Origin of the sequence: Croceicoccus mobilis, from assembly GCF_001661965.1 — a bacterium.
In the GTDB taxonomy this organism is placed as follows: Bacteria; Pseudomonadota; Alphaproteobacteria; order Sphingomonadales; family Sphingomonadaceae; genus Croceicoccus; species Croceicoccus mobilis.
The window spans coordinates 225,343-248,663 of record NZ_LYWZ01000002.1 but is presented as its reverse complement, the minus strand read 5'-3'; the positions used below and the strand labels follow the sequence as shown (position 1 = coordinate 248,663).

The window sequence follows — 23,321 nt, the reverse complement described above, 5'->3', positions numbered from 1 at the left end:
TCGAAATCCGATCAGTGGGTGAGCGCGCGGGTGCGAAGCCCACGCGACCAGTCGAGCGAGGCCGCCATGCCGGGCGACATCGATGCGGCAAGCACATTCTCGATAAAGGCGGTCTTCTCGATGATCTGTAGAATCGCACTGACGCGCAAATGCGTATTGGCCTGCCTGTCGGCGAGCGCGGTGCGCACGTCGCTCACCTGGCGCTGCCACATGGCAAGCTTGGCTTCGTCGGCGCCGATGAAGCTGGTCATCGAGCGTCCGGCTTCCCCGGTAATGCGCTCGAGGATCGCGAAGAGTAGGTCGACGCTGGCGATCTCTGCGAGGGTTTCGCGGTCGTCGGTCGGCATGCCGCGGCCATAAGCGGCCTGGACGGTGAGGATCTTGTAGAGCGGGACCGAGGAGACCTGGAGCAGTTCCTTCTGCGCATCGGTGATCGCAGTGTCGTCGCGGATCGCATCGACCATGCCGGTAATGAGCGCCGCGACGCGCGGACGCAGCGCTTTCGAGGCAGGCAGGTTCAGCGTCTTGAAGGTCGGATTGAGGCACTGGTCGACCTCGTCGCAATCGAACACGCGCACGTCGCCTGCGGCGGTGCCATCGAGCAGCGCGGTGACGAGCGTCGAGGAGGCATCGCCGGCGAACGGCACGAACTTGCCGGGCTCGTCATCCTTGGGCGGGATATAGATGACGGTGCCGATCAGCGTCATCGCGTATTCGGCCAGTTCGCGATCGAAGGTGCCGCCAGGATTGAAGAACGCGGATTTTTTGAGGATCGTCCAGGTGTAATTGCGGGGTACGCCGGGATTGACGTCGTCGTACTTGCCCGCGCCTTGCGCGGTGGTGGTGGCGCGCTCGCCTTTGGTGCCGCAGCCGTGTTTGGCGGCGGCATAGTCGGTGAAAACGCCCTCGCTGTTGCCGATCGCTTCGCAGATTGCCTTGTCGGCAAGGTCTCCCTTGGGCCAGACGCCGCCGACGAGGCCCTGGGCCATTTCGCAGGAATTGATGTTGAGGTTGTTCATCAACTGCGCCTTTTGCGAAAATTCCTGCATGATCTTCGAGCACTCGGGGCAGACGGTGTCGATCGCGAGGGAGAAGGCAAAACCGATCGAATTGTTGGCGACGGCTTTTAAAAGCGCGACGATCTCGCTCGCGTTGATGAAGGAGAAGGAGCCGGCGAAGATGTCGATGCCGCCGCAGCCTGCCCGCGCACGCGGCAATTGCAGGTTGGCGATGTTGGTCGTCTTCTGCGGAAAGCGCGTCCACACGTTGCCCAAACTGTAATAGCCCGCCGACTGGCCCTCGAACGCCGTTGGCCCGGTGACATTGGACGCACCGCCCAGATCGCCCAGAAACGCATCCATCGACGAGCCGACATCGGCCGAGGCGGGAGCGGCAATTGTGGAACCGACGAGCGCGAGCGGGGCAAGCGCGCCCGTCCATGGCTTACGCCTAAAAATCATATCCGGCGTCCTTGCTGGTGAGGAGGTAGATGCGGTCCTGGAGTTCGTCGGCGCTCATCACGCCGTAGCCGATCGGAATGGCGCGCTGGTTTTGCGCGTCCCAGAGGACGACCGCGGGCGTGACCTTGGGTTCGAGGCCCATGCGGGCGCGCTGGTTGGTCTCGACGGTGTAGTCGGGAAATTGCTTCGAGGGCCCGCCATCGGTCGAGATCGCGCGCACGGTGATATTCCAGGTCGATGTCACCGAACGCACGATCGGGCTCATCACCTCGCAGGCGCCGCAGCTCTGCGCGAAGAAATAGAACAGGCCATAGCGCGCCGAGAGCGAGCGCATGGCGGCATCGCGCTCGGCCTTGCGTGCATCCTGCCATTGCCGCTTGCCGAGCGTCGAGACCGGGCGCTGCAACGTGTAGTCGAGGTCGGGATCCTGCCAGATCGCGCGTTGCCAGACATCGGAGAAGAGCGCGGCCTGGTCGAGCTGGCGGCGCTGGAAACGGATATAGGCGGTGACATTGGCGGGCGTGGGCTCGATGATCGCGCGCGCTTTTAGCTCGCGCAGTTCCGCCGTGATCGCATCGAGTTTTTGGACGGCGCTTGATGCGGGCGGACCGGCAGCGTTGGTGTCATCTTCCGTCTCTTCGGGTGGGGCGCAGTAGAACCAGTAGCCGAGGCGGCGCTCCTCGCAATAGAAGGCGTCACTGCCGTCGCCGGTCGCGACGAACGGTGCGTCGACCGACTTTTCACTGGCCAAGGCAACCTTGGGTGCCGCGACCACGATCGCGGCGAGCAGCGTCAGGGCGGCGGCAAGACGGCGCCAGATGTCAGGAGCCGGAACGGGCATAGTAGTCCTCGATTTTCTGCTGGATATCGCTCGCCGCCTCGAGCTCGTCGGGGAGGCGCGCGGCGGCGGTGAACTCGGCGTAGACTTCGGAGAAATCCATCCGGCTCAAATCAAGCCGCGCGAACTCATCGATGGTGAAGCCTCTACATTGCTCGTCCTTGGGCTTGTCCCAGGGCTTGTTCAGCTGCACCCGGCCCTGTTCCTGAAGGATCCGGCTGAGCTTGGATTCAAAGCAGCAATAGACCTTCTTCTTGGTGAGACAGACGCCGAGGAAACTGTCCGAGCAATAGGTTCCGACATAGGCGCACAGGCCTTGCGAATCGCGCTCGTGGAGCAGCACTTCCGCGCGGCTGCAGCCCAGCGAGACGAGGAGCTGCGATCCCGGCAGCAGCGGAAATCCCTTGCCCTTGCAGCAGTTGAGGACCCCGAACACCTTGGACGAGCAGGTGTTGCGGGTGCCTTCGAAGAGCCGCAGCGTATCCGGATCGAATTCGCGTCGGGCCTGGTCCATGGCGTTCAAGGCCACGACCGCGTCCTTGAACTCGTCATTGGGGGTGCGCTCGATCGTTTCGCACGAACCGTCGATGCAATAGACATCCCCGTCGCAGATATACTGGGTGGTGGCGGTTTCTTCGTCGGGCAGCGGGCAGTCGTAGACGCGCTCCCAGGTCCGGCAGGGTTCGCCCGCGAGGCAATCCTCGCGCACCAGCGTGCAGCCGGGCGTGGTCTCGAGCGTGCCGCAATCCTCGGCGGCCGAATAGCTGTTGCAGGTGTAGCTGCGCTCCCAGGCCCAGCAGGGTTTGGTGACCGATTGGCCATCGATGATCCGTGTCACCGGATCGGAATCGGTGCAGGTCTCGACCTCGGGGGCGCAGGTATCGTCGGCGTCGAGTCCGGTGCAGGCGCTCTCGTTGCGCGTGGTGACGAGCACGTCTTCGAAGCTCGTCGCATAGGGCTCGAGCGGCGGGACGGTTTCGCTGCACGAGAGCACGTCGACGCGCAAGGTACAGTAGCAGCCCCAGTAGTAGCCCGACCAATAGCCGCAGATCGGGATCGACTGGGTGACCGTGCAGGTGTCAGCCGGAAAATTGCCGCAATAATAGGGACTGGTGGGATCTATGCCCGATCCTTCGACGCAATAATACTGGTAGCGCGTCTGCTGCTCGATCCGCGCTTCCAGGGCAATCGGGCAGGTGAGCAGGTCCTCACTCGCGGTGTAACCGGCATTGCAGGTGGCGTAATAGCGCCCCGGTGACGCGGTCCCGCCGGGGAGCGGAACGCAGGACCCCTGGCTGCCGGTCACCGACATGCCGCTCGTGTAGGACAAGGGATCCCCACTGATGGTCGTGCTGCGCGCGAGCACGGCCTCGATGTCGGCGGAATCGAATGTGGAGCGGCTTTCCATGGACACGCGTATCACACGGTAGCCGGTGTGGGCCGGCGCGGCGCTGGCGGCGCGGGATGTCAGGCTGTCGGGATCGTCGCCATAGGCGCTTTCGATAGGATCGGCATCGTAATTGGGGATGCGCGAGGGATCGGGTGTCGTCGTGGCCGCTTCCTGCGCTCGGGAAGCAATCGATCCGGCGAAGGCCTTGCCGTCGGCTTTCGCCTGGTCGGTCGTGGTCTGGGCCATGCCGGCATCGATGGCACCAAGACCCGAGGCGATGATGAGCACCAGCGCGAGCGTGGCAGCGGTTCCAGCACGGATCATGGTCGGTCTCCTCTCAGCCGGGCGAGGTGATGCGCGGCGATCCGCGCGCCGGGGCCATTGCCTTGCGCGAAAGTCTCAAGGACATGGGCGAGCGTGACATTGCCGCTCATCCGATCGTGCGGCGGGACATTGCTCGTGCAATCGAACCCGTCGCAAAGCGCAAAGTCGCTCGCGGCAACGACGTAAGTCGGGACCGCCTCGACGCCGAAAGCGCGGAATAGGCGTGGGTCGATGCCGACATGCTCGAGTCGCGCACTGTCTTGCGCGATGGGCGCGAGCGCGGCGGTCAGGCGTTTGGCGCTGCCTTGCGGAAATCCGCGCAGCACGACCACCCCGCCGGCCTGACCGACATCGGCGATCATCGCGGCAAGCGCGGCTTTGGGCATCGACGTGCTGGCAAAGGCAATTAGCCGGGGCTGGCCCGCAAGCTCGGCCTCGGCCATCTCGCCCGCATCGGCGATCAGCCGGTCGAAATCGAAGGCCTGGCCGTCATCGGGCTTGCCGGCAAGGACTTTGGCAGCAGCAGTAAAACGCGCGCCGTTGTCGGCACCGTCTTGCGCGGTCGCTTTCGCTTGCTCGGTCACTGCTTCGGCGCGGCGGCGCGCTTCGGCGGCGAGCGCTTCGGCATCGCTCGCCTGCGCCTTGGCCTTGGCGCGAATCGCGGCGAGATCGAGATCGGGTTCGTGGACTTGCGCCGAGGCGGCGGCAAAACCGGCGGTGATCGCGAGGCTGGTGAGCATGGCGAGGGAGAGCTTGTTAGTCATAGCGCGCAGCAGTTCCGCTTGCGCCAGACGAGGTAGCCCATGTCCTCGCCGATGGCGGGATAGACCTGACCTGCCGACATGAAGGTGGTCGAGGCGCCGATGGGCGCGCAGGCGTAGCGCCCGCTCGTCTGGGGATTGGGATTGGTGGCCTGGAAGCGGTATTGCTGCTTGCGCATCACCGGCATCAGATATTTGCCGCAGAGGCCCGTCGAGCCCATCGTGCCCCAGGCGGCGAGTTCGCGGTGGAGCTTGTAGGCAAAGCGCGAGAGCACGAGGCGCGAAGCCTGGACATGCCCGATCGTTGCCGAGACATTGCCATTCAGCGGATACATCGAGCCCTGACATCCCGCGCACCAGAACAGCTTGTCGCTCGGCAGCTTGCGGGTCGCCTCGACGCAATCGGCAGCACAAGCCGCCAGCGCCAGCGGATTGGCGAAGAGCACTGCCTCCGGATTGATGATCGCGGTGAGTTCGGAATCCTGCCAGAGCGGATCGAGCTCGGAGATATAGAGAATGTCGACCGAGCCGGATTCGAGGCACAGGAAATCGGCGACGAGCTCCATCCAGTAGATCAGCGGATAGGCGTACCAGTGGACGTGCCACTGCGAATGGTACTGCGTCGCGCCGCCCACCGCCGACGGCCCGGCCATGGTCTTGAAGCCGATGTCGAAACCGGGATCGAGCTTCATTCCGCCCAGATTGACGAAGCACCAGGGCTTCATCGACACATCGGCAAGCCGGACCGGCTCCCAGAACCCCATGGCGATGCCGGGGCGCAAACCGCAGAGGCATACGGGCAGATCGGGATTGTCGGGATCGGGCCGGTTCGATGGCCAGATTTTTAGCGAACCGACCGAGATCGGGAAGAGGCAGGACCAGCAGATATCGGTGATCGGGTTCACGAAACTGCCGGTGCAGCGTCCCGGACCGGCATCGGCGCGCGCCGGCGTGGCGGCAAGCGCAAGGCAGGCCAGAATGACGATCATCAGCCGAGCGATCAGAGGGCAGGGGCGATACGTCATGGCTGGCCATCCCGTTTCCGCGGCAGAGAGTGTTCACGGATCTGGAGCTGGCGGCCCTGCTGTTCGACGACGGCGGGAACCGCGCGAATGCCGAAGCGGTGCACCAGCTTGCCGTCCTGGTCGAACCAGAACCTGCGCTGGCGGGATTTCATCAGCTCGAGCGGTGCGCCCGCCACGAGGATGAATTTCGCCTTGTTGCTGTAGGTCCTTGTCGCCCAGGCGAGCTGCTCGGGATCGTCGCCATCGAGAAAGACGAGCGGTTGGCGCAGCGACACGCTGTCGAGCGGATTGACGCGGGTGCCGGCGGCAATGACGACGCGGCCCTTGTCGTCGGTGATGGCCTCGCTGACAGAAATCGTCGGATCGAACAGCCAGCTGCGTGGCGTTTCGGCACGCGCGAGACCGGCGACCGGGTTCGGCCGATTGACGCGGGCGATCGTGCGCTGCTTCAGCCGTTCATTGAGTTTGCGGGTTTCCCCGCTGGCCTCGAGCGCGGCGAGGCGCGCGTGGATCTGCGCAAGCAGGTCGGGTTCGGCGATGGCCCAGACCGTGCCCTGCTGGCCATAGTCGCGCGCGGAGGCGGGACTGGTGGCGGCAAGGCCGACGAGCGCAAACGGCAGAACGAGGGCGAGGCGGCACGACCGGATCACAGGATCGGCCTCCCGACCCCGAGAATGCGGTTCTTACAAATCCAGCCAATCGCGGCGTAACGGCTGTCGAAGGAATCGGGATGGTCGGTGCCGACATAGTAGCAACCATCGGGGATCGTGCCCGTCGGCCCCAAGGCGAGGACTTCGCCCTTGCGGCTTCTCGGCTTGGCCGTGGCGACGATTTCACCGTTCACAGCGAAGGTCCGGCCTTGCCGCGTTACCAAATCGCCGGGCATGCCCAGCACGCGCTTGCCGAAAGGCTGCGGCCTTTCCCCGAAATGCGCGGTCAGTAGGTCGGAGGGCGGCGGCGCAAACAGCACGATCCTGCCGCGCGTCGGCGCCGCGTCCTTCTCCAGCCAGATCGCCCAATGCGGCAGCGAGGGGCTGGCATTGATCATCAGCGCGTGGCTCTGTGCAAAGCCATGGAGCGAGGTGAGCGCCAATGTGGCGGCGCCCAGACCCGCGAGGAGAGCAAGACGCGGCCAGATCCGGCGCGCGCGGGGCCGGGGCCGGAGACGGGGGAGGTGACGATCAGCGTGCGGCATGGGCGAGGTTCTCCATCCGCCGCGCGACATCGGCGCGCACGAGCGGCGTCATGTCGCGCGCCTGGCCCGCGAGCACGGCTTCGCCGACGAGCACGGTGCGGCCATTCCGCCCCAGCGCATCGACCGAGGCGTCGATCGCTTCGAGGTAAGCGGCGACGCGCCGCTGGCTTGCTTCGGGGTCGGTGCCGCTCCGCGCTTCGGCCTCGACGAAAGCGCCGATCAGCCCCGACAGTTCGACGGTCACGACCTCGCGGCTTTGCAGCGCCAACAGCGTGCGCGTTGTCCAGGCGCTCCAGAGCAGCGCGGCAAGCAGCAGCACGCCAAGTGCGAGCGAGGCGAGCGGGACGCCGAAGACCTGCCGGCGCGCACCCGATGGGATGAGACCCGTCGTCATCGTGCATCGTCCCGGTGGGCGGAATTGCCGGTGACGTCGGCGAGGAACGCCGGAAGCCGCCACATCGCGATCAGCGTGGTGCTCGAGATCAGCACGACTTGAATCGTCTGCGAAAGTGCGAGCTTGCGCGACGCGTCGGCGGCGATCCAGCGCGAAGCCAGATTGTCGACCTGCCAGAACAGCACATCGAGATTGCCGCCCGAGATTGCGAGGAAAAAGAGGATCGGCAGGCCGAAGGCCATCAGCCAGCAGGTGCCGAGAAAGCCGCAAGCCTTGAGGCTGAGGTAGGCAATATCGGCGCCATGCCGGCGCCAGCGCGCGAGACGCTGCGGCAGGGTTGCGTTCGGGTTTTTAATCCGCGTTGGCGACGCGGCCAGCGCGCGGTCGGCGGGGGTGGTGATGTGCATGTTCATGGCAAAAATCGGTCCTTCAATCGGGAGTGTGCGTTTCGGGAAAGGCGATGCGCTCGATGGCATCGGCGAGCTGGTGGCCGCGCGCGATCTCGTGTTCGATCGCGGCGAAGGTTCCGGGCGAGCTCGAAAACAGCGTCGCCGAAAAGGGATCGAGGACGAGCCGACCGATCGCCTCGGTCTCGGGGCCCTTGATGAAGACTTCGGAATAGTCGGTGCCCGAGCGCTTCAGGCTGCGGATCAGCGTCTCGGAGCGGTCGTCCATGTCGAGGCGTTTGGAGGCCTTGAAGTCGGCGATCGTCTCGCTCTTCTGCTGTAGGATCAGCATCCAGTCGCTGTTTTCGAGCGCCGCGGTCGCGCCGTCGGACTTGTAGTAGTCGTTGAGGGACTGGGTCGCCGTCGCAAGCGCGCCGCCATACTTGCGGCAGGTGCGGGCATAAGTCTCGACGAACTCGCCCATCGACCCGCCTTTCAGCAGGCTCCAGGCTTCGTCGATCAAGAGCAGTTTCTTCACCGACCGGTCGCTGCGGGTCATCGCCTGGCTGGTCATGAACATGATCGCCGAGAGCACGACCGCGCGCAGCTCCTCGCGTGCGGCGAGATCGCTCATCTCGTAGACGATGAAGGGTGCGTTCGCCTCGAGGCTCGCCTGGCCCTCGAAAAAGGCGCCATAGGTGCCGCCTTGCATGAAGGGCGCGAGCGCGGTCGCAAGATCGTGCGCGGCGGGCTTGTCGGACGCGGCCAGCGCTTCGCCGACCGCGGTGACGCTGGCGGCAGGGCCGTGCGCGGACCAGACTTCGTTCACCGCCTTGTCTATGAGCCCGCGTTCGGTGTCATTGAGCGGCGCGCTGTAGCGCGCCATCTGGCCGATAATGGCCTTGACCATCGCGAAGCAGTCGAGCCGGTAATCCTCGTCGTCTTCGGCGCGAGTGGCATCGATCATCGAGAAGGGATTGAGGCAGAACCCCGAGGCAAGGGTGAACTCGACGAAGCGGCCGCCCTGCAATTTGACCGAGTGCTCGAAGCTCCTCCCGTCGTCGATAACGACGACTTCGGCGCCCGCCCCGCGCAGCGCCGCGCACATTTCCTGGAGCAGGACGGACTTGCCCGATCCCGACTTGCCGCAGATCGCGACATTGTGGTTGCCCGCCTCGTTCTCGAAGGGCGACCAGTAGAAGGGCTGCCCACGTCGTCCGACGAGCAGAAGATGCGGCAGCGGTCCGCCCAAATATTCGCCCTGCATCGGAGCGATATGCGCCGCCGTCGTCGACAAGAGCGTGCGCATGCGTTTGAGGCGCGCCATGTCGGAGGCAAGGCCATCGGCGAGGGTCAGCGGCAGCGCGGCGACAAGCCCCTGGATCTGCAGGAAGCGCTCGTCGGCAAGATCCCATCCGGCCGCCTTGTAGATCGACTTGATCGCGCGCTCGTGCCGGTCGCCTTCGCCCAATGGCGAAAAGCTGGTGAGCCCATAGAAGACTTTGACGAGCCGCCGGCCTTCCTGGAGCTCCGCCTGGACATGCTGCCATTCGGCGGACTGTTCGGCGAGGCGGGGGAGGAAGCGCGCGCTTTTGGAGCCCGCGAGCGTGGTCGTGCGCATGAATTTGTAGCCGGCCTTGGCTTCGGCGGCCTGGCGGTCAGGATAGACGAGGCAGAGCATCGTCGCAGCAGGACAAGGAAAGCGCAGCTTGTCGGTAAAGAGATCGCCGATAAGCCGCGCGCATTCCCAAGGCGCCCAGCGCGCCGGCATGTTGCGCACCGCGTAATGGCGCACGTCGAAGGCATCGGGATAGACCGTGCCGATTTCGGGCACGCCGTCGTGCTCCTCGCCGGTCGCGCGGAAGCGCTCGGTCGCAAGCACGAGCCGGTCGTCCTCGACCGTCAATTCGATATCGCGGCGCAGGATTTGCGACGCGATCGAATCGTGCGGGTTATAGGCCAGCGCATCGTCCTGCGGCGCGGTTGTCGGCGAGGTGAGATCGTCGACCAGCGCGATCAGCGCTTCGGGCTGCACTTCGCTGACGCCGAGATTGAGCGATTTCAGCATCGAGACCAGCCCGTCGCGGGCCTGCGCGAGTTCGTCGCTCGGCACTTGGCTTTTCGACGGCACGCCGACCGAGATCACGACCTGGTGATGGCGGGCGTGGAAGGGGGCATCGCTCGAGCCCGATTTCCAGACAAGGCCGTAGAGCCGGCGCGCGCGGTGACGCGCGATCGCTTCGTAGACCCCGCCCTGGAGGTAGCGCGGGGCAAACCAGGGCGCGACGATCCGGCTGATGCGCGGGCTCGCATAGTGGAGGATCTGGACGCAGGCCCCTTCGGGGAGGCCTTCGGAAAACCACGCGCCCAATATCTCGCCGGTGCGCTCGTCGGCGCCGATCAGCGGCGTGACGGCAAGGACAAAACCTTTCGAACGCGCGTTCACATAGAGGCGCGATGCGGGGTCGAAGACCCGGTAGGGCAGCCAGTCCGAAAGCATGTCGAGCATGAGCGCGGGGCGCGCGGCCTCGCCATGTTCGGCATCGCCAAGGAGGCCGGTGAGCACGCGGTCGGCCAATGTTCCGATCGAGAGCGTCATTTATTTGGACTCCTTTTGTTCTCTTGCGCTTTGCGCTGCGATCACGGCGTCGAGGTTGGGAAACCCGGGACGCGGGGTGGGCGGAGGTGCAGAAACACGCACGGGGTCAAAATGCCGGGAGACCCGATCGGGCGGGACGGTGCCTTCTCGAGATCCCCCGGCTGCCGGCAGGGGTGGGCCGGCATCTGCCTCGCGCGCCTCGGAGGGGACCGGGGGAGGAAGCGGCGAGGTAGTGGTAAAAGCTTGCGCGACGAACGGATCGTCCGACGGCGGCGCAGTGACATCGGCGCGCGCATCGGCCCGTTTATCGACAGCGCCTTCGGCGTCGCGGATCTGGCGCTTGATCGCCCGCAGCAGCGTTGCCGGACGGCCCCTGGCGGAATTGCCCTGCAGCTCGGCGGCCCAGCGCGGGGTCTCGACGACAATCCAGGCGACGGCTTCTTCGTGGAGTGTGCCCGAAGCATCGACATGTGTCGGAAAGATCACCTTCAGGCGCCGTTCGGCGGTGCGCGAGCTATCGCCCGGCGTGATCGGACCGGAAGCGAATGTGCGTGCTTCCGGGGCCGGTTCTGAGCCGGCGATCCCGGTTACCGCGTCCTTGTCGGTGACCGCGGTCGGCGCGCAGGTGCCTTTCAGCGCCCGGCAGGAAAAATCGCCTTCGATATTGGTGCCAAGCCCGACGCATCCGCTGGCGGTGAAAAGCATGGGCAGGAGCGCGAGGGGGCGGAGGAAATGGGTCATGGGTAGGGCTCCTCAGCGGGGCTGCGGGGTGGCGGTAAGAAAGGCGCGCAAGGCTTCGGCGGGGCGATAGCCCTCGAGCACCGCGCCGTCGGAAGGCCGGACGATCACCGGCGTACCGCCAAATCCATGCGCCCTGGCAAAAGCTTCGTTCTCGTCGAGTCCGGAGGCATCGCAGGGTTGGGATGTGGCCAGCGCAACCCCGGCATAGGCCATATGCAGCGAGACTTCGGGCCGCTTGGCGCAGAGCACCTGTTCGGCCAGCTTGCGGCTCTCGGCGCCGAAGATCGAGATCGGGCGTTCCTCAACCCGCGCGCCGATCGCTTTCAACTCGGCCTCGAGCTTCTTGCAGTAGCCGCAATGGAAATCGGAAAAAACCGTGACGCGCGGCCCGTCCTCCGAGCCCCAGTGAATCGCGCCCTTGTCGGACAGTTTCGACAGGTCGACCGTGGTAGGCGTCGCGTCGCGGGTCGGTGCTGACGGATTGTCGCTGTCCGCTTCGCTGCGCCGTGCGGCGCCCGCGGCCAGCAGGTCGGGATTAAGCTCGAGCAGCCGCGCGGCGGTGAGGTCCTGCCGGGTCTCCATGTCGTAGACCCGGCCAATCACCAGATAGCGTGCGGATCTGTCGACATAGAACAAGGTTTGCTTCGAGGCGACTTCGCACAGGCCTCCCAGACCCTTGCAGACGATCGCGTCGATCGCGGTCTTGGGCAGCCGGAGTTTCAGCGCTTCCTTGACGGCCTCTGTTGTCGCTGCACTCGTCTCTTGCGCGAAACTTGCCACGCCCCATCCGGTCGCGCCCGAGAGCGCGAGGACAGCCAGCGTCGCCGCGGCGGGTTTGATCCAGCTGGAGCGGCCAAGCGTTCGGGCGCGAGTGCGCAGGCGTTCGGCAAAGTGGGGCTTCGGGGTCATTGGGCATTCCTCACGAAGGCGCCGTCGAGAAACACGATTTCGACTTCAATGCCGGTCGGCATCTCGACGACGGGTTGGTATTGTTCGGCGCGTTCGATGAGGTACTTGCTCACCGTATCGGCGGCATCGCCCGCGCCCTGGCCGAGACCGCCGGCGAGGATGTCGGTGCCCGAGAGCTTCGAGCGCGTGCCGTCGGAATTGGCGGTGATCCCGGAGAACACCGAATTGGCGTTGGCCGAAAAGCCGCGCCCGAACCCGCCGACGATGCCGGCCAGCAGCGCCTGGCTGATCAGCGAGCCCTCGCGGCTGACAACCCGGCCGCGCACCCCCGACTTTCCGGAGAAGGCGATGAAGCCCTTGACCTCGGAAACCGCGACGCGGCCGCCGGGCTGGTCGCAGGTCATGCGCGCCAGCTTGACGTAGACCTTTTCCGAAGAGAGGTCGCCGCGCGCCGCGCCATTGACCACGCAGCCCTCGATCCGGGTGGTGAGGACGCGCCCGTCCTGCAACACCGAGCGGGCCGGGCCGGTGATGCGCAGCACGACGGGCAGCGGATCGGTCTGCGAGGCAACGCCCGCCGAGGCATCGACCCCGACGATGACGCGTGCCGGCGCGTAGGAATTGGGCGGCAGGTATTCAGGCGAATCCTCGATGACCAGCGGCTGCGCTTCGGCGCGGCGCACCGAGGCGCCGGCAACATTCTTGTCCGACGCGAAATTGAGCAGCCGGACACCGGCAGGCGTTCTGCCATCGAGACCCGAAGCAGGGCCCGATTGCGCCGAACCGACGGGAGAACCCAGGCCGCGCGCGTCGTAGCCGCCCGCCTGTGGGCCATAGGCCGGGGGCGGCGGTGTGGCCGTTGCTGCCGTCTCGGCCGTTGCGAGCCGGGTTTTCAATTCGGCATTCTCCGCCGAGATGGCATCGATCGCGGCTTCGCCATCGGCGCGCATCATTTCGTTCTCGGCGCGGATCGCCTGGAGCTGGGCTTCGAGTTCACTGCGCGGCAACTGGTTCTCGGCAAGCTTCTTCTGCTGCTGTTCGACATTGCCAACGCGGTTGTCGAAGACCGAGACGAACTCGCGGTTGGCAATGTCGCGATTGACGAGGCCCGCGGTCTCGATCGTGCGCGCGCCGTCGGGATCGCCGGAATTGCCATCCTCGCCGCCGAAGATGATCCAGCTGCCGCCCAGTAGCGCGACGGCGCCAAGCGAGGCGAACAGCATCTTCTGCCGGCGCTGGGTGCGCTCGTTGATATTGCCGGCGGCCTGGATTTTGCCCGATGCGGATGCGCTGGGCACCTTGGTGCTATCGGCCTTGGGAGCGCTCGCCTGCGGCTTGGTCGCATCAGTCATGGGAGAATGCTCCAGCATCGGTGACGAGGTAGGCGCTGGTCGCTTCGCCGGGTGCAAGCTCGTCCTTGCCGAAGGCGAGGGCGAGGGTGCCTGCCGGCGCCAGCGCATCGGCATCGAGCGTGACAGGTCCATCGGTACGGTTGGCGATGCGCAGCACCTTGCCGGTGAAGGCTGCGCCGCGATAATCGCTGACCAGCTGGATCTCGAAGTCGCCGACACGGGCCGGCAAGCCGCCAAGGCTGCGGATCTCGTAGCCTTCGATCAGTTCATCGCTCGCCATCGCGCGGATCAGCCGCACGGCGGTGTCTTCGGGCGCGCTTGCCTTTTCGAAGCGTACGGCAGCGTTCTGCCCAAGCGCCGGATTGGTGATGAAAACCTGCTGCGCGCCGACCGCCTCGATGCGGCAGGCAAACTTGTAGACCTGGCCCTTCTTCGTGGTCGCAAAGAAGCTGATCGAACGGGCGGCGAACGTCTCGGGGATCGAGACATAGATATCGCCGCGCAGCGGTTCATTGCTCACCGCGAAATCGCTATAGGGATAGCCGCTCGAGATCTTCGAGACGCTGGCGAACTGGTCCTCGACCAGCGCGAAACGGGTCAGTTCGCGCTGCGACACCGTGCAGTCAATCGCTGCGCCGTCGGCGGCCTGCTTGAACTGGTCGGCAAGCGCCGGCGTAGTACCCGCAAGAGCAGTGGCGATAGCGAAGCCTGTCAACGACAGGCGCGGGATAGGATTGAGCGAGGGCATCAGCCAGCCTCCTTCTGGTCTTTGTCCGTAGAAATTTGCGCGAACCCGGCAAGCGCGAGCCGAAGGCCCCGATAGGTCCAGGTGAGGCGGAACCGGCGTTCGTCGCTTGCGATCACTTGCGAGCCGACGAACGTCTTGAGCTTCCCCGACACTTCGGACGACAACCCCTTGGGATCGACCGTCATCTGCGTGATGACGAAAGCCTGGCTGACGTCGGAGCCGCGCTGCTCGGCAACGATCTTGACGAGGTCGGCCTTCAGTTTTCCGCGATGCGCGGGATCGGCGACATCGAGGATCGTTTCCATCCAGTAGTCGAGGCCTTCGGGGCTGCGATTGAGGAGCATCAGCGCGACATCGCGGGTGACGAGCTCGAGGTAGTCGGCTTCGACCCCCGCACTGGAGACCGTGAGCGGACGCTCGAGCGTCGGCAGCAGCACGACCTCGCGGGCACGGGTCATGGCTAGGCCGGTCGCGACGACAAGCGCGACGGCAAGCCCGGCGGTGGTGAGCGCGAACATGTTGCGCTGGCGCAGCAGCACCTGCTGGCGCTCGTGGGCAAAATCATGGAGCATGGCTTGTCCTCCTCAGCCCGCCAGGCGGCGGCAGTGGGAGGGCGGCGTTGCGACAAGGCCGGTAAAGCCTGCCGGCAGATACCAATAGGCGGCATGGAGAAGCCAGGAGCTTGTGCGTCCTGCCTTTGCCTTTCGCAGAGCGAACCAGGCTCCCATGGCAAGCGCAATGCCGATCAGTATGTGCTGGGCAAGGATCCCCCAGGCGAAGGGGATGATCATCCCGGCAAACTCGTCGATGGTCCAGAAGCCAATGAGCTCCGGATCGTCGAGACGCCGTGGGATCATGTACCGGTCTGCCATCGTGGCCGCCCTCCCGTCGTGACCGCAAGCGGCGTCAGATCACCGCGGTCACGACAGAGGTGACGATGGGAACGCCCGTGCCGACGCCAATCCCGACACCGACCGGCACCGCGACCTGGCCGAGGGCAAAGCGGCCCGATGCTAGTGCAATCAGGCCGCCAGCAAGGCTGAGCACGGTGATGATCTTGCCACCCGAGCCTTCGAGGAAGTCGGTAAACATGGTGAGCGCCGGATTGAAGGTGGTGTCGGCGCCGGCATAGGCGGTGCCGCCCACCAGCGCGGCCAGTGCAATCGGCAGTGCAAGGTTTGCCGCCTTGGCGAGGACGGGCTTGCTGCGTGCAGACTTCAGTGCTGCAGCGGGAAGGGAAGGGGTATGCATGAAGGAAACTCCGGTTCGTTGAGCGTCTGTGAGCCAGCGGTCGACCCGCTGTGTGATCCTTCATGCGGCTAGGAAATCGGTGTAGGAAAGAGGAAAGCGTAATCCGGACAATGCTACGGACGAATATGGACTATCATTGGAGTTGGTGATGGACGTCGGTGACGACTAGGTAAGCTGAGATCGACTGTATTGCCGCAGAATCACGCGTCTTCTGTCGACGAATCACGACAACGCCTTGCTCTCGTCATCAATCGACTAAAAACCAGATGTTCCATTAATGTTCTTTATTGTTTCCTACAGACGGTTGGGGCGTTATGGCTGCGAGTCGCGATAACGACAGCGAGGCAGAACGATGACCAGGCAGGTGCAAGGACAAGGTTCGGACAACGACCGGATCGCGCGCGTTCTGGCCCATGCCGTCGATAGCGCGGGGCGTTCGCGCGCCGATCTTGCCGCCGAGGCCGGCATGCACCGCGAAACCCTGACCCGGCTTATTCGCGGCGAGCGGCCGATCAAGCTCGAGGATGCCGCGCGGATTCTGTCGGTCTGCGGTGTCCCCGTTCGCGCGACGCTGATCATGGCGCTGAACGGCGAGGAGGAACGCGCCTGCCAGTGGATGCGGCATGATGTCGGGGCATTTCTGGAAGAGTTCCTCGTGACGCTGCCGGGCGCGCTTGAGACCACGCTGGGAGATCGCTGCGATGAATTGCGGCCGCGCTGGGCGAAAGGGACTTCGCAGCTCGTGGCGCGAATGCTCGCCAATCACATCGACGATTTTGCCGCGCGAGATGTGACCGCGCAGTTGGCGCGGTGAATGGGGATGAGCCTGTTTTGGAGGGGGCCGCCTTCGAACGAGGTGAACTGTGATGACGAATGATGTTGCGAAAATTGAGGATGATGATGTGCAGGTTGGTGTCGCTCGGCCGCAGCGGTTGCTGCGCCTGCCCGAGGTCATGCACCGGGTCGGGCTCAAGCGGTCGGCGATCTACCAACGCATGAGTGAGGGGCGGTTTCCGAAATCTAGGTCTCTCGGGCTGAAATGCGCGGTCTGGGTGGAGAGCGAGGTGGAGGAGTGGGTGTCGAACGTTGTATCAATCGATTGAAAATCGACGTGATTGCCCTATTGAATGGCGTATTCGGACCTGACCCCCGCTCTATCACCTCACATCTGGGTATTCGAAGCTAACAGTGCTGCATTGAAGTGATGTTGGCGATCTGAACACGGCCGCATGGGCCGGGACGGCCCGAGGGGCTGTCGAGTGCTATGACTCGATCGACTGAGTGGGACCTGGCCCAGCGGACACCATCAGGGCCAGCGGCGATCAAACCACCGCAACGGTAGGCCGGACAGATGACATAGGGTAATCGCGGGGATGGTAGCCAGCGCGATTGTGATGCTTTGGAAGGGTGGCTGCCTCCCGGTAGGATGAAAAACGGGCTCACGATTGTGACCGGGCCCAGCATCAAACGGAAGACAACCATGGAACAGTTTATCGGCCTCGACGTGTCCTTGAAAGACACTTTCATTTCGGTACGCGAAGGTGGCCTTCCCCCGGAAAAGTGGTCCATTTTGAGAGTTAGGATTTCGGCTATTTTGAGCTTGGAAGGAGCTTTGAATGGCACGGAAGAGATACACGCCGGAGCAGATCATCGGGATGCTGCGCGAGGCCGAGGTTCGGCTTTCGCAAGGGGAGAAGATCGGTGCGATCGCCCGATCGCTGGGGATATCAGAACAGAGCTATTACCGCTGGCGGCGTGAGTATGGCGGGTTGAAGGTCAGCCAGGCGAAGCGTCTGAAGGATCTGGAGAAGGAGAACCAGCGGCTGCGCAAGGCGGTGTCGGATCTGACGCTCGACGCCTTGATCCTGAAGGAGGTTGTCGAGGGAAAGTACTGAGCCCTTCGCGACGCAGGCTGGCCATCGACCATGTGCAGGAAGTCATCGGCGTGTCCCAGCGCCGCGCCTGCCGGGTTGTTGGCCAGCATCGTTCGACCCAGAGGAAGCCGGCCAAGCCACGTGTCGATGAGAAGCCGTTGACGGCAGCGATCATCCAACTGGCCTCGCAATACGGTCGCTACGGCTACCGGCGGATTACGGCCCTGCTGCGCAATGACGGCTGGGTCGTGAATGCCAAACGGGTCGAACGCATCTGGCGTCGCGAAGGGCTCAAGGTTCCGCAAAAGCAACCGAAGCGTAGGCGGCTTTGGCTCAATGATGGATCGTGCGTACGGCTACGTCCGCAATATCGTGGCCATGTCTGGAGTTACGACTTCGTGGCTGACCGCACCCATGACGGAAAAGCCTTCCGCATGCTCACGGTGATCGATGAACACAGCCGGGAATGCCTGGCGATCCATGTCCAGCGCAAGCTCAGGAGCGACGACGTGCTGGCCGTCCTAACGGACCTGTTCCAGCGTCACGGTCCACCCGATCATATCAGATCGGACAACGTCCTATGTTGGGAAGCAGCAGCGGCAACAGGCCAGCAGGTCTCATTGCGCCGATCAGGATCGGCGCTGATGTCTTTTTGATCCAGATGGCTTCCATCGTCAAGGAATGTGCTCTCGGCCATAGCAAACACAGGATCCATCGATCTTGGGGGTCGTGGTCCTCACCGTCCTTAAGATGAGATGCAGATGCCAGATGGAAGGCCCGAACATTATCTACAGGGTCGCAGCTGCGCCCTCACGGCTCCACAGAGAGGGGTCCTTCCATCTGGTGTCCGCCCGTTCCAGGAACGGACGGTACTCGGTTCCCGTCTTGATGACGGCGTGTGCGACGCGCGCCATCTTGGCGGTGAGTGCAGTCATCGCCTTGCGGCGGCGATCAGGGTCGTTGGCATGCCCGGCGACGTATCGCCCAAGCTTGTCGCGAAAGCTGTTGTCGCGCTGTCGGATGGCAACTTGGGTTGCCATCCAGAATGTACGGCGGAGCCGAGCATTGCCGTACTTTGAAAGCTTGGTCCGCCCGCGGAATGTGCCGGACTGACATGTGGCAAGATCGAGCCCGCAGAACTTCAGGAACTGGCGGTGGTGAGCAAATCGTCGAAGGTCGCCGGCCTCGGCCAGGATCGTCAGGGCATTGATCGGTCCGATCCCCGGGATCATGCGCAGCAGCTGGTAATCGCGGTTATCGCTGAGCATGGCATGGGCAGTTCGCTCGATCTCATCGCGCTGCCGGATCAGGCTGCGGGCTTGATCAATGACCATGCGAAACATGGTGATCGATACCGAATCCTCATCGACAGGCAGAGCCACGGATGCGCAAGCCGTCTCGTAAATATCGTTGATCAACCGAGCCTTGGAGACCTTCCGGCCGACCAGCGTCCAGGCTTCGCGTGTGAAGTCTTCCTGGCCGAGACCCGTCATGCTTCCTGGTGTGGGAAACCGTTCGAGCAGCGCCAGGAACCAGTCGGAGCGGCTATTGCCGGCGAAGCGCTCGATCTCCGGGAAATACAGCGGCAGATAGTGCGTGAGTATCCGATGCCAAGTCTGGGTCTTGGCCTTCGAAATGGCTTCGTGCGTCTTCGACATCTCCTGCAGATCGTTGATACCGGCGGCCAGCGGATCGACGTAGCGCTGGGTCGCGCCGATCTGCAGCATGTGCAGGATTACCTGGGCGTCCTTGGAATCGTTCTTGTCCCAGCCATTGTGCAGAGCCTCGCGCGTCCGGGCCAACGCGACCGATGAAATCAAGCGAAGCTCGAATCCCGCAGATAGCAGCCGGTGTGCCAATGTGCGGTGGTAGTTGCCGGTGGCTTCGAAGCCGACGATGACAGGTCTGCCGATGTCCGCCAGGTCGGCCGCCAGACGGTCGTAATCCGCCTTGGTGGCCATCACCGTCATACGCCGCCGCCGGCCACCCTCCGGGCGTTCAATTAGCACCTCCTGACGGTGCTTGGACATATCGATGGCTACCAGCACGGCATCGGCGGGAGTAGAACTAAGCTTGGTCATGGTCGGTCAGTCTCCAAAGTGTTGAGTCGACAACTTCACTTTAGAGACCTGCTGGCCGGTCATGGCCGCCTTGATAAAGCCGGCGGGCGCTACGCGCCCTTGTCTTCATCAAGGCAATGCAGCCCTTCGTTGGGCTGCTTCCCAATGTGCTATGGCGCGGAGTTTACCGCCCATGCCGTCCGCGACTGGCTGGGCAGGATCGGCGTGAAGACACTCTACATCGAGCCCGGATCGCCATGGGAGAACGGCTATAACGAGTCCCTCAACGGCAAGCTCAGAGACGAGCTGTTGAACGGGGAAATCTTCTATACCCTGAGGGAGGCAACCATCCTCATCGAACGCTGGCGACAGCATTACAACACGCTGCGTCCGCACAGTTCGCTCGGCTACCAGCCGCCAGCCCCAGAAACGATCTTGCCTCGTCCTGCCGGCCTGACCTACGCTGCGCTCCGGTCAGTCCACCAGGACGACCACGTTCGCCGGAACTCTAACTTATCCGGTGGACCACCCTGATGGGGCAGGCCACCGCCTGTTAAGCCGTGGAGGCGAAGGCGACATTTCAGCCCTCGGATGCGGATTAACCGGTTCGTGTTCCTCAACCTTCCAGCGCTACAGCCTCGGGGACCATCTCGGCGTAACGGCTTCGCCTCAATCCCCTTTACCTGCGGGCTACGTCACCCTGCCAGTTGACAGCAGGTCACCGCCGCTTGGGCTCATGCCCCCTCACAGCAGAGGGCAAGGCATTCGTTCAATTCCTCCTTTCTCCTTTGCATTCCAACATACGCCTCCCGGATCATCCGGGACGAGGCGCACCGCAGGTGATGTCGGTAACCCAGACCCGGACTTGCGCAGCAACGTCGAACTGGCGATCCAGCGTGTTGTCGACCGCCAGGGACGGCTTGCCACCATAGCTGCCCGGCCGACTCTTGTAGCCGATTTGCGCCTTGATGCCCGCCAGTCTGGTCAGGCGCGCGATGCGGTTCGGACAGGCTGTCTCGCCCTGATCGAGCAGATCATCGTGCAGCTTGCGATAGCCATAGACCTTACCGCTGTCGTTCCAGGCCTGCCGGATCAATTCTGTCTGCCGAGCATCTTCCCGAGCCCGCTGGCTCAATGGGCTCTTCTGCCAAGCGTAATAGCCACTGGGCTGCACCGCGAGGCACCGGCACATTGCCCGCACACGGAAACGATCGCGATGCTCGGCGATGAACGCGTATCTCACTTTGCATCTCGAGCGAAATACGCGGTGGCTTTTTTTAGCGTCACGCATGGGGAGCAACCCCTCCGACTTCAGTCGGATATTGGCTTCAGCCATGGACTCGCTCGATAGCAGGTATCCTCGGGAAAGTGAGACCGCCGGGAGGGCGTGAAGTCTCACTTTCCCGAGGATACCTGCTATGGGCTATTCGACCGGTTGCCACACGACCTTTCATCATCGCTACCATCTCGTTTGGGCACCGAAGTATCGGTTCAAGGTGCTGCATGGCGAAGTGCGGATCAGGGTGCGAGACATCATCCGGCAGGTCTGCGCCGAAATGGGCGTGACGATCATCAATGGCGCGCTGTCTCGCGATCACGTCCATATGTTCGTCGAAATCCCGCCGCATGTCTCGGTCAGCGACTTCGTGCGTCGGGCCAAGGGGCGATCATCACGCAAGATACAGCAAGAGTTCGAGCATATCCGCAAACGCTACTGGGGCCAGAGGTTCTGGCAGCGCGGCTACTTCTCAACCACGTCCGGCAACATCACCGATGACATCATTATGCGCTATCTCGACCGCCATACCCACAAGGACGGCTTCAGCCCCGCGCCATGAACCTACCGGCGTCAGCCGGTCAGTCATTCAGAATGTCGCGCTCCTCGGTCACCCACGCCAGCTCGCGCTTCAATCGCCGGATCTCGCCATCCTTCGCGTCGTCTTCCGGCCGCTGGGCGAATTGCCGCTTCCAGACATAGAGCGAGTGCTGGCTGACGCCGAGCCGCTCAGAAACCTCCACTACCGGATAACCCCGCTCGATGATCTGGGCCACCGCATCACGCTTGAACTCATCGCTGAAATTGGGCTTCCCCATCGTCGCCTCCTGTCCTCAAAATTAGGATCGAAGGCGTCCAGAAATCTAGGGGCTACTCAATGCGACCTATCTCAAGGCCCACCGCACGGCTTCCAGCCTTTGGGCAAAAAAGGGGATCTCGGGCGCCTGATCGGACGGACCAGGGGCGGCATGAACACCAAGCTGCACGCCATCACCGATGCCAACGGACGTCCTCTGAGCTTCTTCATCACAGCTGGCCAGGTCAGCGACTACACCGGAGCGGCGGCTCTGCTCGACGACCTGCCAAAAGCAGAGTGGATGCTGGCCGACCGGGGCTATGACGCCGAGTGGTTCCGCGACGCGCTCGAGCAGAAGGGCATCAAGCCCTGCATTCCCGGCCGTAAATCCCGCTCGATGCCCGTCAAATACGACAAGCGCCGATACAAACGCCGCAACCGCATCGAGATCATGTTCGGCCGCCTCAAGGATTGGCGCCGTGTGGCAACGCGATACGACCGCTGCCCAAGCGTCTTCTTCTCCGCACTCACTCTGGCCGCAACAGTGCTCTTCTGGCTGTGATCAACGAGATGGGGTGGTTGCCGCCCTCCCTGACGGCATCGCAATGTGCCAAAAATGTGGTGTTGAGTGCCACTGAGCGGAAAAGACGGCAACCATGACGAAAGATACAATGATTGGCGTGGATCTGGCAAAGGCTGTTTTTCAGCTGCACACTGCGTCGATGACGGGAGAACCGAAGTTCCGCAGGAAGCTATCGCGGCGGAGTTTTCCCAAGTTCATGGCGGAACAGCCTCCTGCAATGGTCGTGATGGAGGTCTGTGGCAGCGCGCATTACTGGGCACGCGAGATGACCAAGCTTGGCCATGAGGTGAAGCTGATTGCACCGCGGTACGTCAAACCGTTCGTGAAGCGCCAGAAAAACGACGCGGCGGACGCCGAGGCGATTGTAGTCGCGGCCCAGCGGCCCGAAATGCGCTTCGTTGATCCAAAGTCCGCTGAGCAACAGAGCCGGGCGATTTTGTTTCGTGCTAGAGAAAGGCTCGTCCACCAGCGCACCGAACTGGTCAACGCGCTCAGAGCCTGCCTTTATGAATACGGCCACCTTGTTCCGCAGGGGATCCACCAGATCACGCGGATTGCCGAAATCCTGAATGCGCCGAATAACGATCTGCCCGATTTAATGCGTGAGGAATGCCGCGACCTGCTGGAGCAGATCGCCGAGCAGACGCTTCGCATCAACGCCCGAACCGCGAAGATCAAGGTTCTCGCGGCTGAGGCTGACACAGCGCGGCGCTTGCAAACCATTCCCGGGGTTGGCCCATTGACCGCGTTGGCAGTCGAAGCTTTTGCCCCACCTATGGAAAGCTTTAGCTGTGGTCGCGACTTTGCGGCCTGGCTTGGCCTTGTTCCACGCCAGTTCTCCTCAGGAGGTAAAGAGCGCCTTGGCCGCACCTCAAAGGCAGGGCAGGCCGACATCCGCAGACTGCTGATCATCGCCGCGATGTCGCGTCTGAACTGGATGGGCTGTAAATCAATACCCGACGATTCGTGGCTAGCGCGCATGGTAGCGCGAAAGCCGAGGATGCTCGTGGCGATCGCTTTAGCCAACAAGACGGCACGAACCATCTGGGCTATGATGACGAAGAATGAAGATTACCGAGATCCGGCGCAGGCAGTGGCGGCATGAACAACCTGCCGGCCGCCGAATAAGGGAGGTGTGAGAAGGCGACGACCCGAATGGGCAAAATGATCGAACAGATCTGGGTCAGAAAAACCAGTTCAGGACTCTGAGCGATATAGCTCGTCAATGAGATTTGGATCTGATCCGCAGATCACCATACCGGCCAGCGGCTTCTGAATATGCCGCAATCAAAGGCCTTACAGAAAACCGCACTCGAACACCAACCCACAGATTCAGAAACTTCTTGCATCCCGGGCGGC

General features: G+C 63.4%; 21 protein-coding genes and 6 pseudogenes. 7 read left to right on the top strand and 20 right to left on the bottom strand.

Translation table 11 applies throughout. From position 1 onward, the window contains the following. Positions 1 to 11 precede the first annotated feature (11 nt). From A9D13_RS01480 to A9D13_RS01400, 17 genes are all read right to left on the bottom strand, one after another. On the bottom strand, positions 12 to 1,361 hold the full coding sequence (locus tag A9D13_RS01480; protein WP_229665540.1) for a conjugal transfer protein TraH: 1,350 nt from the start codon (positions 1,359 to 1,361) through the stop codon (positions 12 to 14). Positions 1,362 to 1,449: 88 nt separating this feature from the next. Continuing rightward, positions 1,450 to 2,301 (bottom strand): conjugal transfer protein TraF, encoded by an 852-nt coding sequence (locus A9D13_RS01475; RefSeq protein ID WP_082922020.1) that lies wholly within the window; start codon positions 2,299 to 2,301, stop codon positions 1,450 to 1,452. Next, complete coding sequence (locus A9D13_RS01470; protein ID WP_229665541.1) at positions 2,282 to 3,934, bottom strand: conjugal transfer protein TraN; 1,653 nt, start codon at positions 3,932 to 3,934, stop codon at positions 2,282 to 2,284. Before A9D13_RS01470 ends, A9D13_RS01475 begins: the two co-directional genes overlap by 20 nt. Positions 3,935 to 4,008: 74 nt before the next feature. Beyond that, positions 4,009 to 4,776, bottom strand: a complete 768-nt coding sequence (trbC, locus tag A9D13_RS01465; RefSeq protein ID WP_066769087.1) for a type-F conjugative transfer system pilin assembly protein TrbC — start codon at positions 4,774 to 4,776, stop codon at positions 4,009 to 4,011. Next, a complete protein-coding gene (gene traU, locus A9D13_RS01460; RefSeq protein ID WP_066769077.1) occupies positions 4,773 to 5,762 on the bottom strand; it encodes a conjugal transfer pilus assembly protein TraU in 990 nt (329 codons plus the stop codon). The genes trbC and traU overlap by 4 nt, the downstream gene beginning before the upstream one ends. Before the next feature lie 32 nt (positions 5,763 to 5,794). Next, positions 5,795 to 6,448 (bottom strand): type-F conjugative transfer system protein TraW, encoded by a 654-nt coding sequence (gene traW / locus A9D13_RS01455; RefSeq protein WP_373288767.1) that lies wholly within the window; start codon positions 6,446 to 6,448, stop codon positions 5,795 to 5,797. Then, a complete protein-coding gene (locus A9D13_RS01450; RefSeq protein WP_066769076.1) occupies positions 6,445 to 6,993 on the bottom strand; it encodes a S26 family signal peptidase in 549 nt (182 codons plus the stop codon). Before A9D13_RS01450 ends, traW begins: the two co-directional genes overlap by 4 nt. Next, entirely contained in the window at positions 6,980 to 7,387 is a 408-nt protein-coding gene (locus tag A9D13_RS01445) for a TrbI F-type domain-containing protein (protein WP_066769074.1), read from the bottom strand. The genes A9D13_RS01450 and A9D13_RS01445 overlap by 14 nt, the downstream gene beginning before the upstream one ends. Beyond that, positions 7,384 to 7,800: a hypothetical protein gene (locus A9D13_RS01440; protein WP_066769072.1), complete on the bottom strand. Its 417-nt coding sequence runs from the start codon at positions 7,798 to 7,800 to the stop codon at positions 7,384 to 7,386. The genes A9D13_RS01445 and A9D13_RS01440 overlap by 4 nt, the downstream gene beginning before the upstream one ends. A gap of 16 nt (positions 7,801 to 7,816) precedes the next feature. Then, a complete protein-coding gene (gene traC, locus A9D13_RS01435) occupies positions 7,817 to 10,372 on the bottom strand; it encodes a type IV secretion system protein TraC (protein WP_066769069.1) in 2,556 nt (851 codons plus the stop codon). After that, on the bottom strand, positions 10,373 to 11,113 hold the full coding sequence (locus A9D13_RS01430) for a hypothetical protein (protein WP_156521853.1): 741 nt from the start codon (positions 11,111 to 11,113) through the stop codon (positions 10,373 to 10,375). A 12-nt stretch (positions 11,114 to 11,125) separates the two neighbouring features. Next, the gene (locus A9D13_RS01425) at positions 11,126 to 12,022 is read right to left on the bottom strand and encodes a DsbC family protein (protein ID WP_066769062.1); all 897 of its coding nucleotides are present in this window, start codon (positions 12,020 to 12,022) and stop codon (positions 11,126 to 11,128) included. After that, positions 12,019 to 13,374 (bottom strand): TraB/TrbI/VirB10 family type IV secretion system protein, encoded by a 1,356-nt coding sequence (locus A9D13_RS01420; RefSeq protein WP_066769053.1) that lies wholly within the window; start codon positions 13,372 to 13,374, stop codon positions 12,019 to 12,021. The genes A9D13_RS01425 and A9D13_RS01420 overlap by 4 nt, the downstream gene beginning before the upstream one ends. Further along, complete coding sequence (locus A9D13_RS01415) at positions 13,367 to 14,122, bottom strand: type-F conjugative transfer system secretin TraK (protein WP_066769051.1); 756 nt, start codon at positions 14,120 to 14,122, stop codon at positions 13,367 to 13,369. The genes A9D13_RS01420 and A9D13_RS01415 overlap by 8 nt, the downstream gene beginning before the upstream one ends. Beyond that, on the bottom strand, positions 14,122 to 14,694 hold the full coding sequence (locus tag A9D13_RS01410; protein ID WP_066769049.1) for a type IV conjugative transfer system protein TraE: 573 nt from the start codon (positions 14,692 to 14,694) through the stop codon (positions 14,122 to 14,124). The genes A9D13_RS01415 and A9D13_RS01410 overlap by 1 nt, the downstream gene beginning before the upstream one ends. Positions 14,695 to 14,706: 12 nt before the next feature. Further along, the gene (gene traL, locus A9D13_RS01405) at positions 14,707 to 14,994 is read right to left on the bottom strand and encodes a type IV conjugative transfer system protein TraL (protein ID WP_066559984.1); all 288 of its coding nucleotides are present in this window, start codon (positions 14,992 to 14,994) and stop codon (positions 14,707 to 14,709) included. Between the two features lie 34 nt (positions 14,995 to 15,028). Continuing rightward, entirely contained in the window at positions 15,029 to 15,373 is a 345-nt protein-coding gene (locus tag A9D13_RS01400; protein ID WP_066769046.1) for a hypothetical protein, read from the bottom strand. 352 nt (positions 15,374 to 15,725) lie between these two features. On the opposite strand from A9D13_RS01400, the gene A9D13_RS01395 reads away from it, so the two are divergent. The 3 genes and pseudogenes from A9D13_RS01395 to A9D13_RS21025 form a co-directional block, all read left to right on the top strand. After that, a complete protein-coding gene (locus A9D13_RS01395) occupies positions 15,726 to 16,187 on the top strand; it encodes a helix-turn-helix domain-containing protein (RefSeq protein ID WP_066769038.1) in 462 nt (153 codons plus the stop codon). A gap of 52 nt (positions 16,188 to 16,239) precedes the next feature. Continuing rightward, positions 16,240 to 16,476 (top strand): helix-turn-helix transcriptional regulator, encoded by a 237-nt coding sequence (locus A9D13_RS01390; protein WP_066769036.1) that lies wholly within the window; start codon positions 16,240 to 16,242, stop codon positions 16,474 to 16,476. 513 nt (positions 16,477 to 16,989) lie between these two features. After that, positions 16,990 to 17,822 (top strand): annotated as a pseudogene (locus tag A9D13_RS21025) (IS3 family transposase); the annotation flags it as partial. Positions 17,823 to 18,031: 209 nt separating this feature from the next. On the opposite strand, the pseudogene A9D13_RS01375 reads toward A9D13_RS21025, so the two are convergent. Continuing rightward, positions 18,032 to 19,328, bottom strand: a pseudogene (locus tag A9D13_RS01375) (IS110 family RNA-guided transposase). A gap of 153 nt (positions 19,329 to 19,481) precedes the next feature. Here A9D13_RS01375 and A9D13_RS01370 point away from each other — a divergent pair. Then, a pseudogene (locus A9D13_RS01370) lies at positions 19,482 to 19,841 on the top strand (integrase core domain-containing protein); the annotation flags it as partial. A gap of 304 nt (positions 19,842 to 20,145) precedes the next feature. On the opposite strand, the pseudogene A9D13_RS01365 reads toward A9D13_RS01370, so the two are convergent. Further along, positions 20,146 to 20,577 (bottom strand): annotated as a pseudogene (locus A9D13_RS01365) (IS3 family transposase); the annotation flags it as partial. A gap of 148 nt (positions 20,578 to 20,725) precedes the next feature. Here A9D13_RS01365 and tnpA point away from each other — a divergent pair. Further along, entirely contained in the window at positions 20,726 to 21,145 is a 420-nt protein-coding gene (gene tnpA / locus A9D13_RS01360) for an IS200/IS605 family transposase (protein WP_066769027.1), read from the top strand. A gap of 28 nt (positions 21,146 to 21,173) precedes the next feature. Here the strand turns inward: tnpA and A9D13_RS01355 are convergent. After that, positions 21,174 to 21,401, bottom strand: a pseudogene (locus A9D13_RS01355) (transposase); the annotation flags it as partial. A 52-nt stretch (positions 21,402 to 21,453) separates the two neighbouring features. Here A9D13_RS01355 and A9D13_RS01350 point away from each other — a divergent pair. Both A9D13_RS01350 and A9D13_RS01345 read left to right on the top strand, forming a co-directional pair. After that, positions 21,454 to 21,941 (top strand): annotated as a pseudogene (locus tag A9D13_RS01350) (IS5 family transposase); the annotation flags it as partial. 94 nt (positions 21,942 to 22,035) lie between these two features. Next, positions 22,036 to 23,067: an IS110 family RNA-guided transposase gene (locus tag A9D13_RS01345; protein WP_066769022.1), complete on the top strand. Its 1,032-nt coding sequence runs from the start codon at positions 22,036 to 22,038 to the stop codon at positions 23,065 to 23,067. The last annotated feature ends 254 nt before the right edge of the window (positions 23,068 to 23,321 follow it).

Coding starts and splice junctions, on each gene's coding strand:
- A9D13_RS01480 (WP_229665540.1), bottom strand. CDS start 1,361: ATGGATGCGTTTCTGGGCGATCTGGGCGGTGCGTCCAATGTCACCGGG.
- A9D13_RS01475 (WP_082922020.1), bottom strand. CDS start 2,301: ATGCCCGTTCCGGCTCCTGACATCTGGCGCCGTCTTGCCGCCGCCCTG.
- A9D13_RS01470 (WP_229665541.1), bottom strand. CDS start 3,934: ATGGCCCAGACCACGACCGACCAGGCGAAAGCCGACGGCAAGGCCTTC.
- trbC (WP_066769087.1), bottom strand. CDS start 4,776: ATGACTAACAAGCTCTCCCTCGCCATGCTCACCAGCCTCGCGATCACC.
- traU (WP_066769077.1), bottom strand. CDS start 5,762: ATGATCGTCATTCTGGCCTGCCTTGCGCTTGCCGCCACGCCGGCGCGC.
- A9D13_RS01450 (WP_066769076.1), bottom strand. CDS start 6,993: ATGCCGCACGCTGATCGTCACCTCCCCCGTCTCCGGCCCCGGCCCCGC.
- A9D13_RS01445 (WP_066769074.1), bottom strand. CDS start 7,387: ATGACGACGGGTCTCATCCCATCGGGTGCGCGCCGGCAGGTCTTCGGC.
- A9D13_RS01440 (WP_066769072.1), bottom strand. CDS start 7,800: ATGAACATGCACATCACCACCCCCGCCGACCGCGCGCTGGCCGCGTCG.
- traC (WP_066769069.1), bottom strand. CDS start 10,372: ATGACGCTCTCGATCGGAACATTGGCCGACCGCGTGCTCACCGGCCTC.
- A9D13_RS01430 (WP_156521853.1), bottom strand. CDS start 11,113: ATGACCCATTTCCTCCGCCCCCTCGCGCTCCTGCCCATGCTTTTCACC.
- A9D13_RS01425 (WP_066769062.1), bottom strand. CDS start 12,022: ATGACCCCGAAGCCCCACTTTGCCGAACGCCTGCGCACTCGCGCCCGA.
- A9D13_RS01420 (WP_066769053.1), bottom strand. CDS start 13,374: ATGACTGATGCGACCAAGCCGCAGGCGAGCGCTCCCAAGGCCGATAGC.
- A9D13_RS01415 (WP_066769051.1), bottom strand. CDS start 14,122: ATGCCCTCGCTCAATCCTATCCCGCGCCTGTCGTTGACAGGCTTCGCT.
- A9D13_RS01410 (WP_066769049.1), bottom strand. CDS start 14,694: ATGCTCCATGATTTTGCCCACGAGCGCCAGCAGGTGCTGCTGCGCCAG.
- traL (WP_066559984.1), bottom strand. CDS start 14,994: ATGGCAGACCGGTACATGATCCCACGGCGTCTCGACGATCCGGAGCTC.
- A9D13_RS01400 (WP_066769046.1), bottom strand. CDS start 15,373: ATGCATACCCCTTCCCTTCCCGCTGCAGCACTGAAGTCTGCACGCAGC.
- A9D13_RS01395 (WP_066769038.1), top strand. CDS start 15,726: ATGACCAGGCAGGTGCAAGGACAAGGTTCGGACAACGACCGGATCGCG.
- A9D13_RS01390 (WP_066769036.1), top strand. CDS start 16,240: ATGACGAATGATGTTGCGAAAATTGAGGATGATGATGTGCAGGTTGGT.
- tnpA (WP_066769027.1), top strand. CDS start 20,726: ATGGGCTATTCGACCGGTTGCCACACGACCTTTCATCATCGCTACCAT.
- A9D13_RS01345 (WP_066769022.1), top strand. CDS start 22,036: ATGACGAAAGATACAATGATTGGCGTGGATCTGGCAAAGGCTGTTTTT.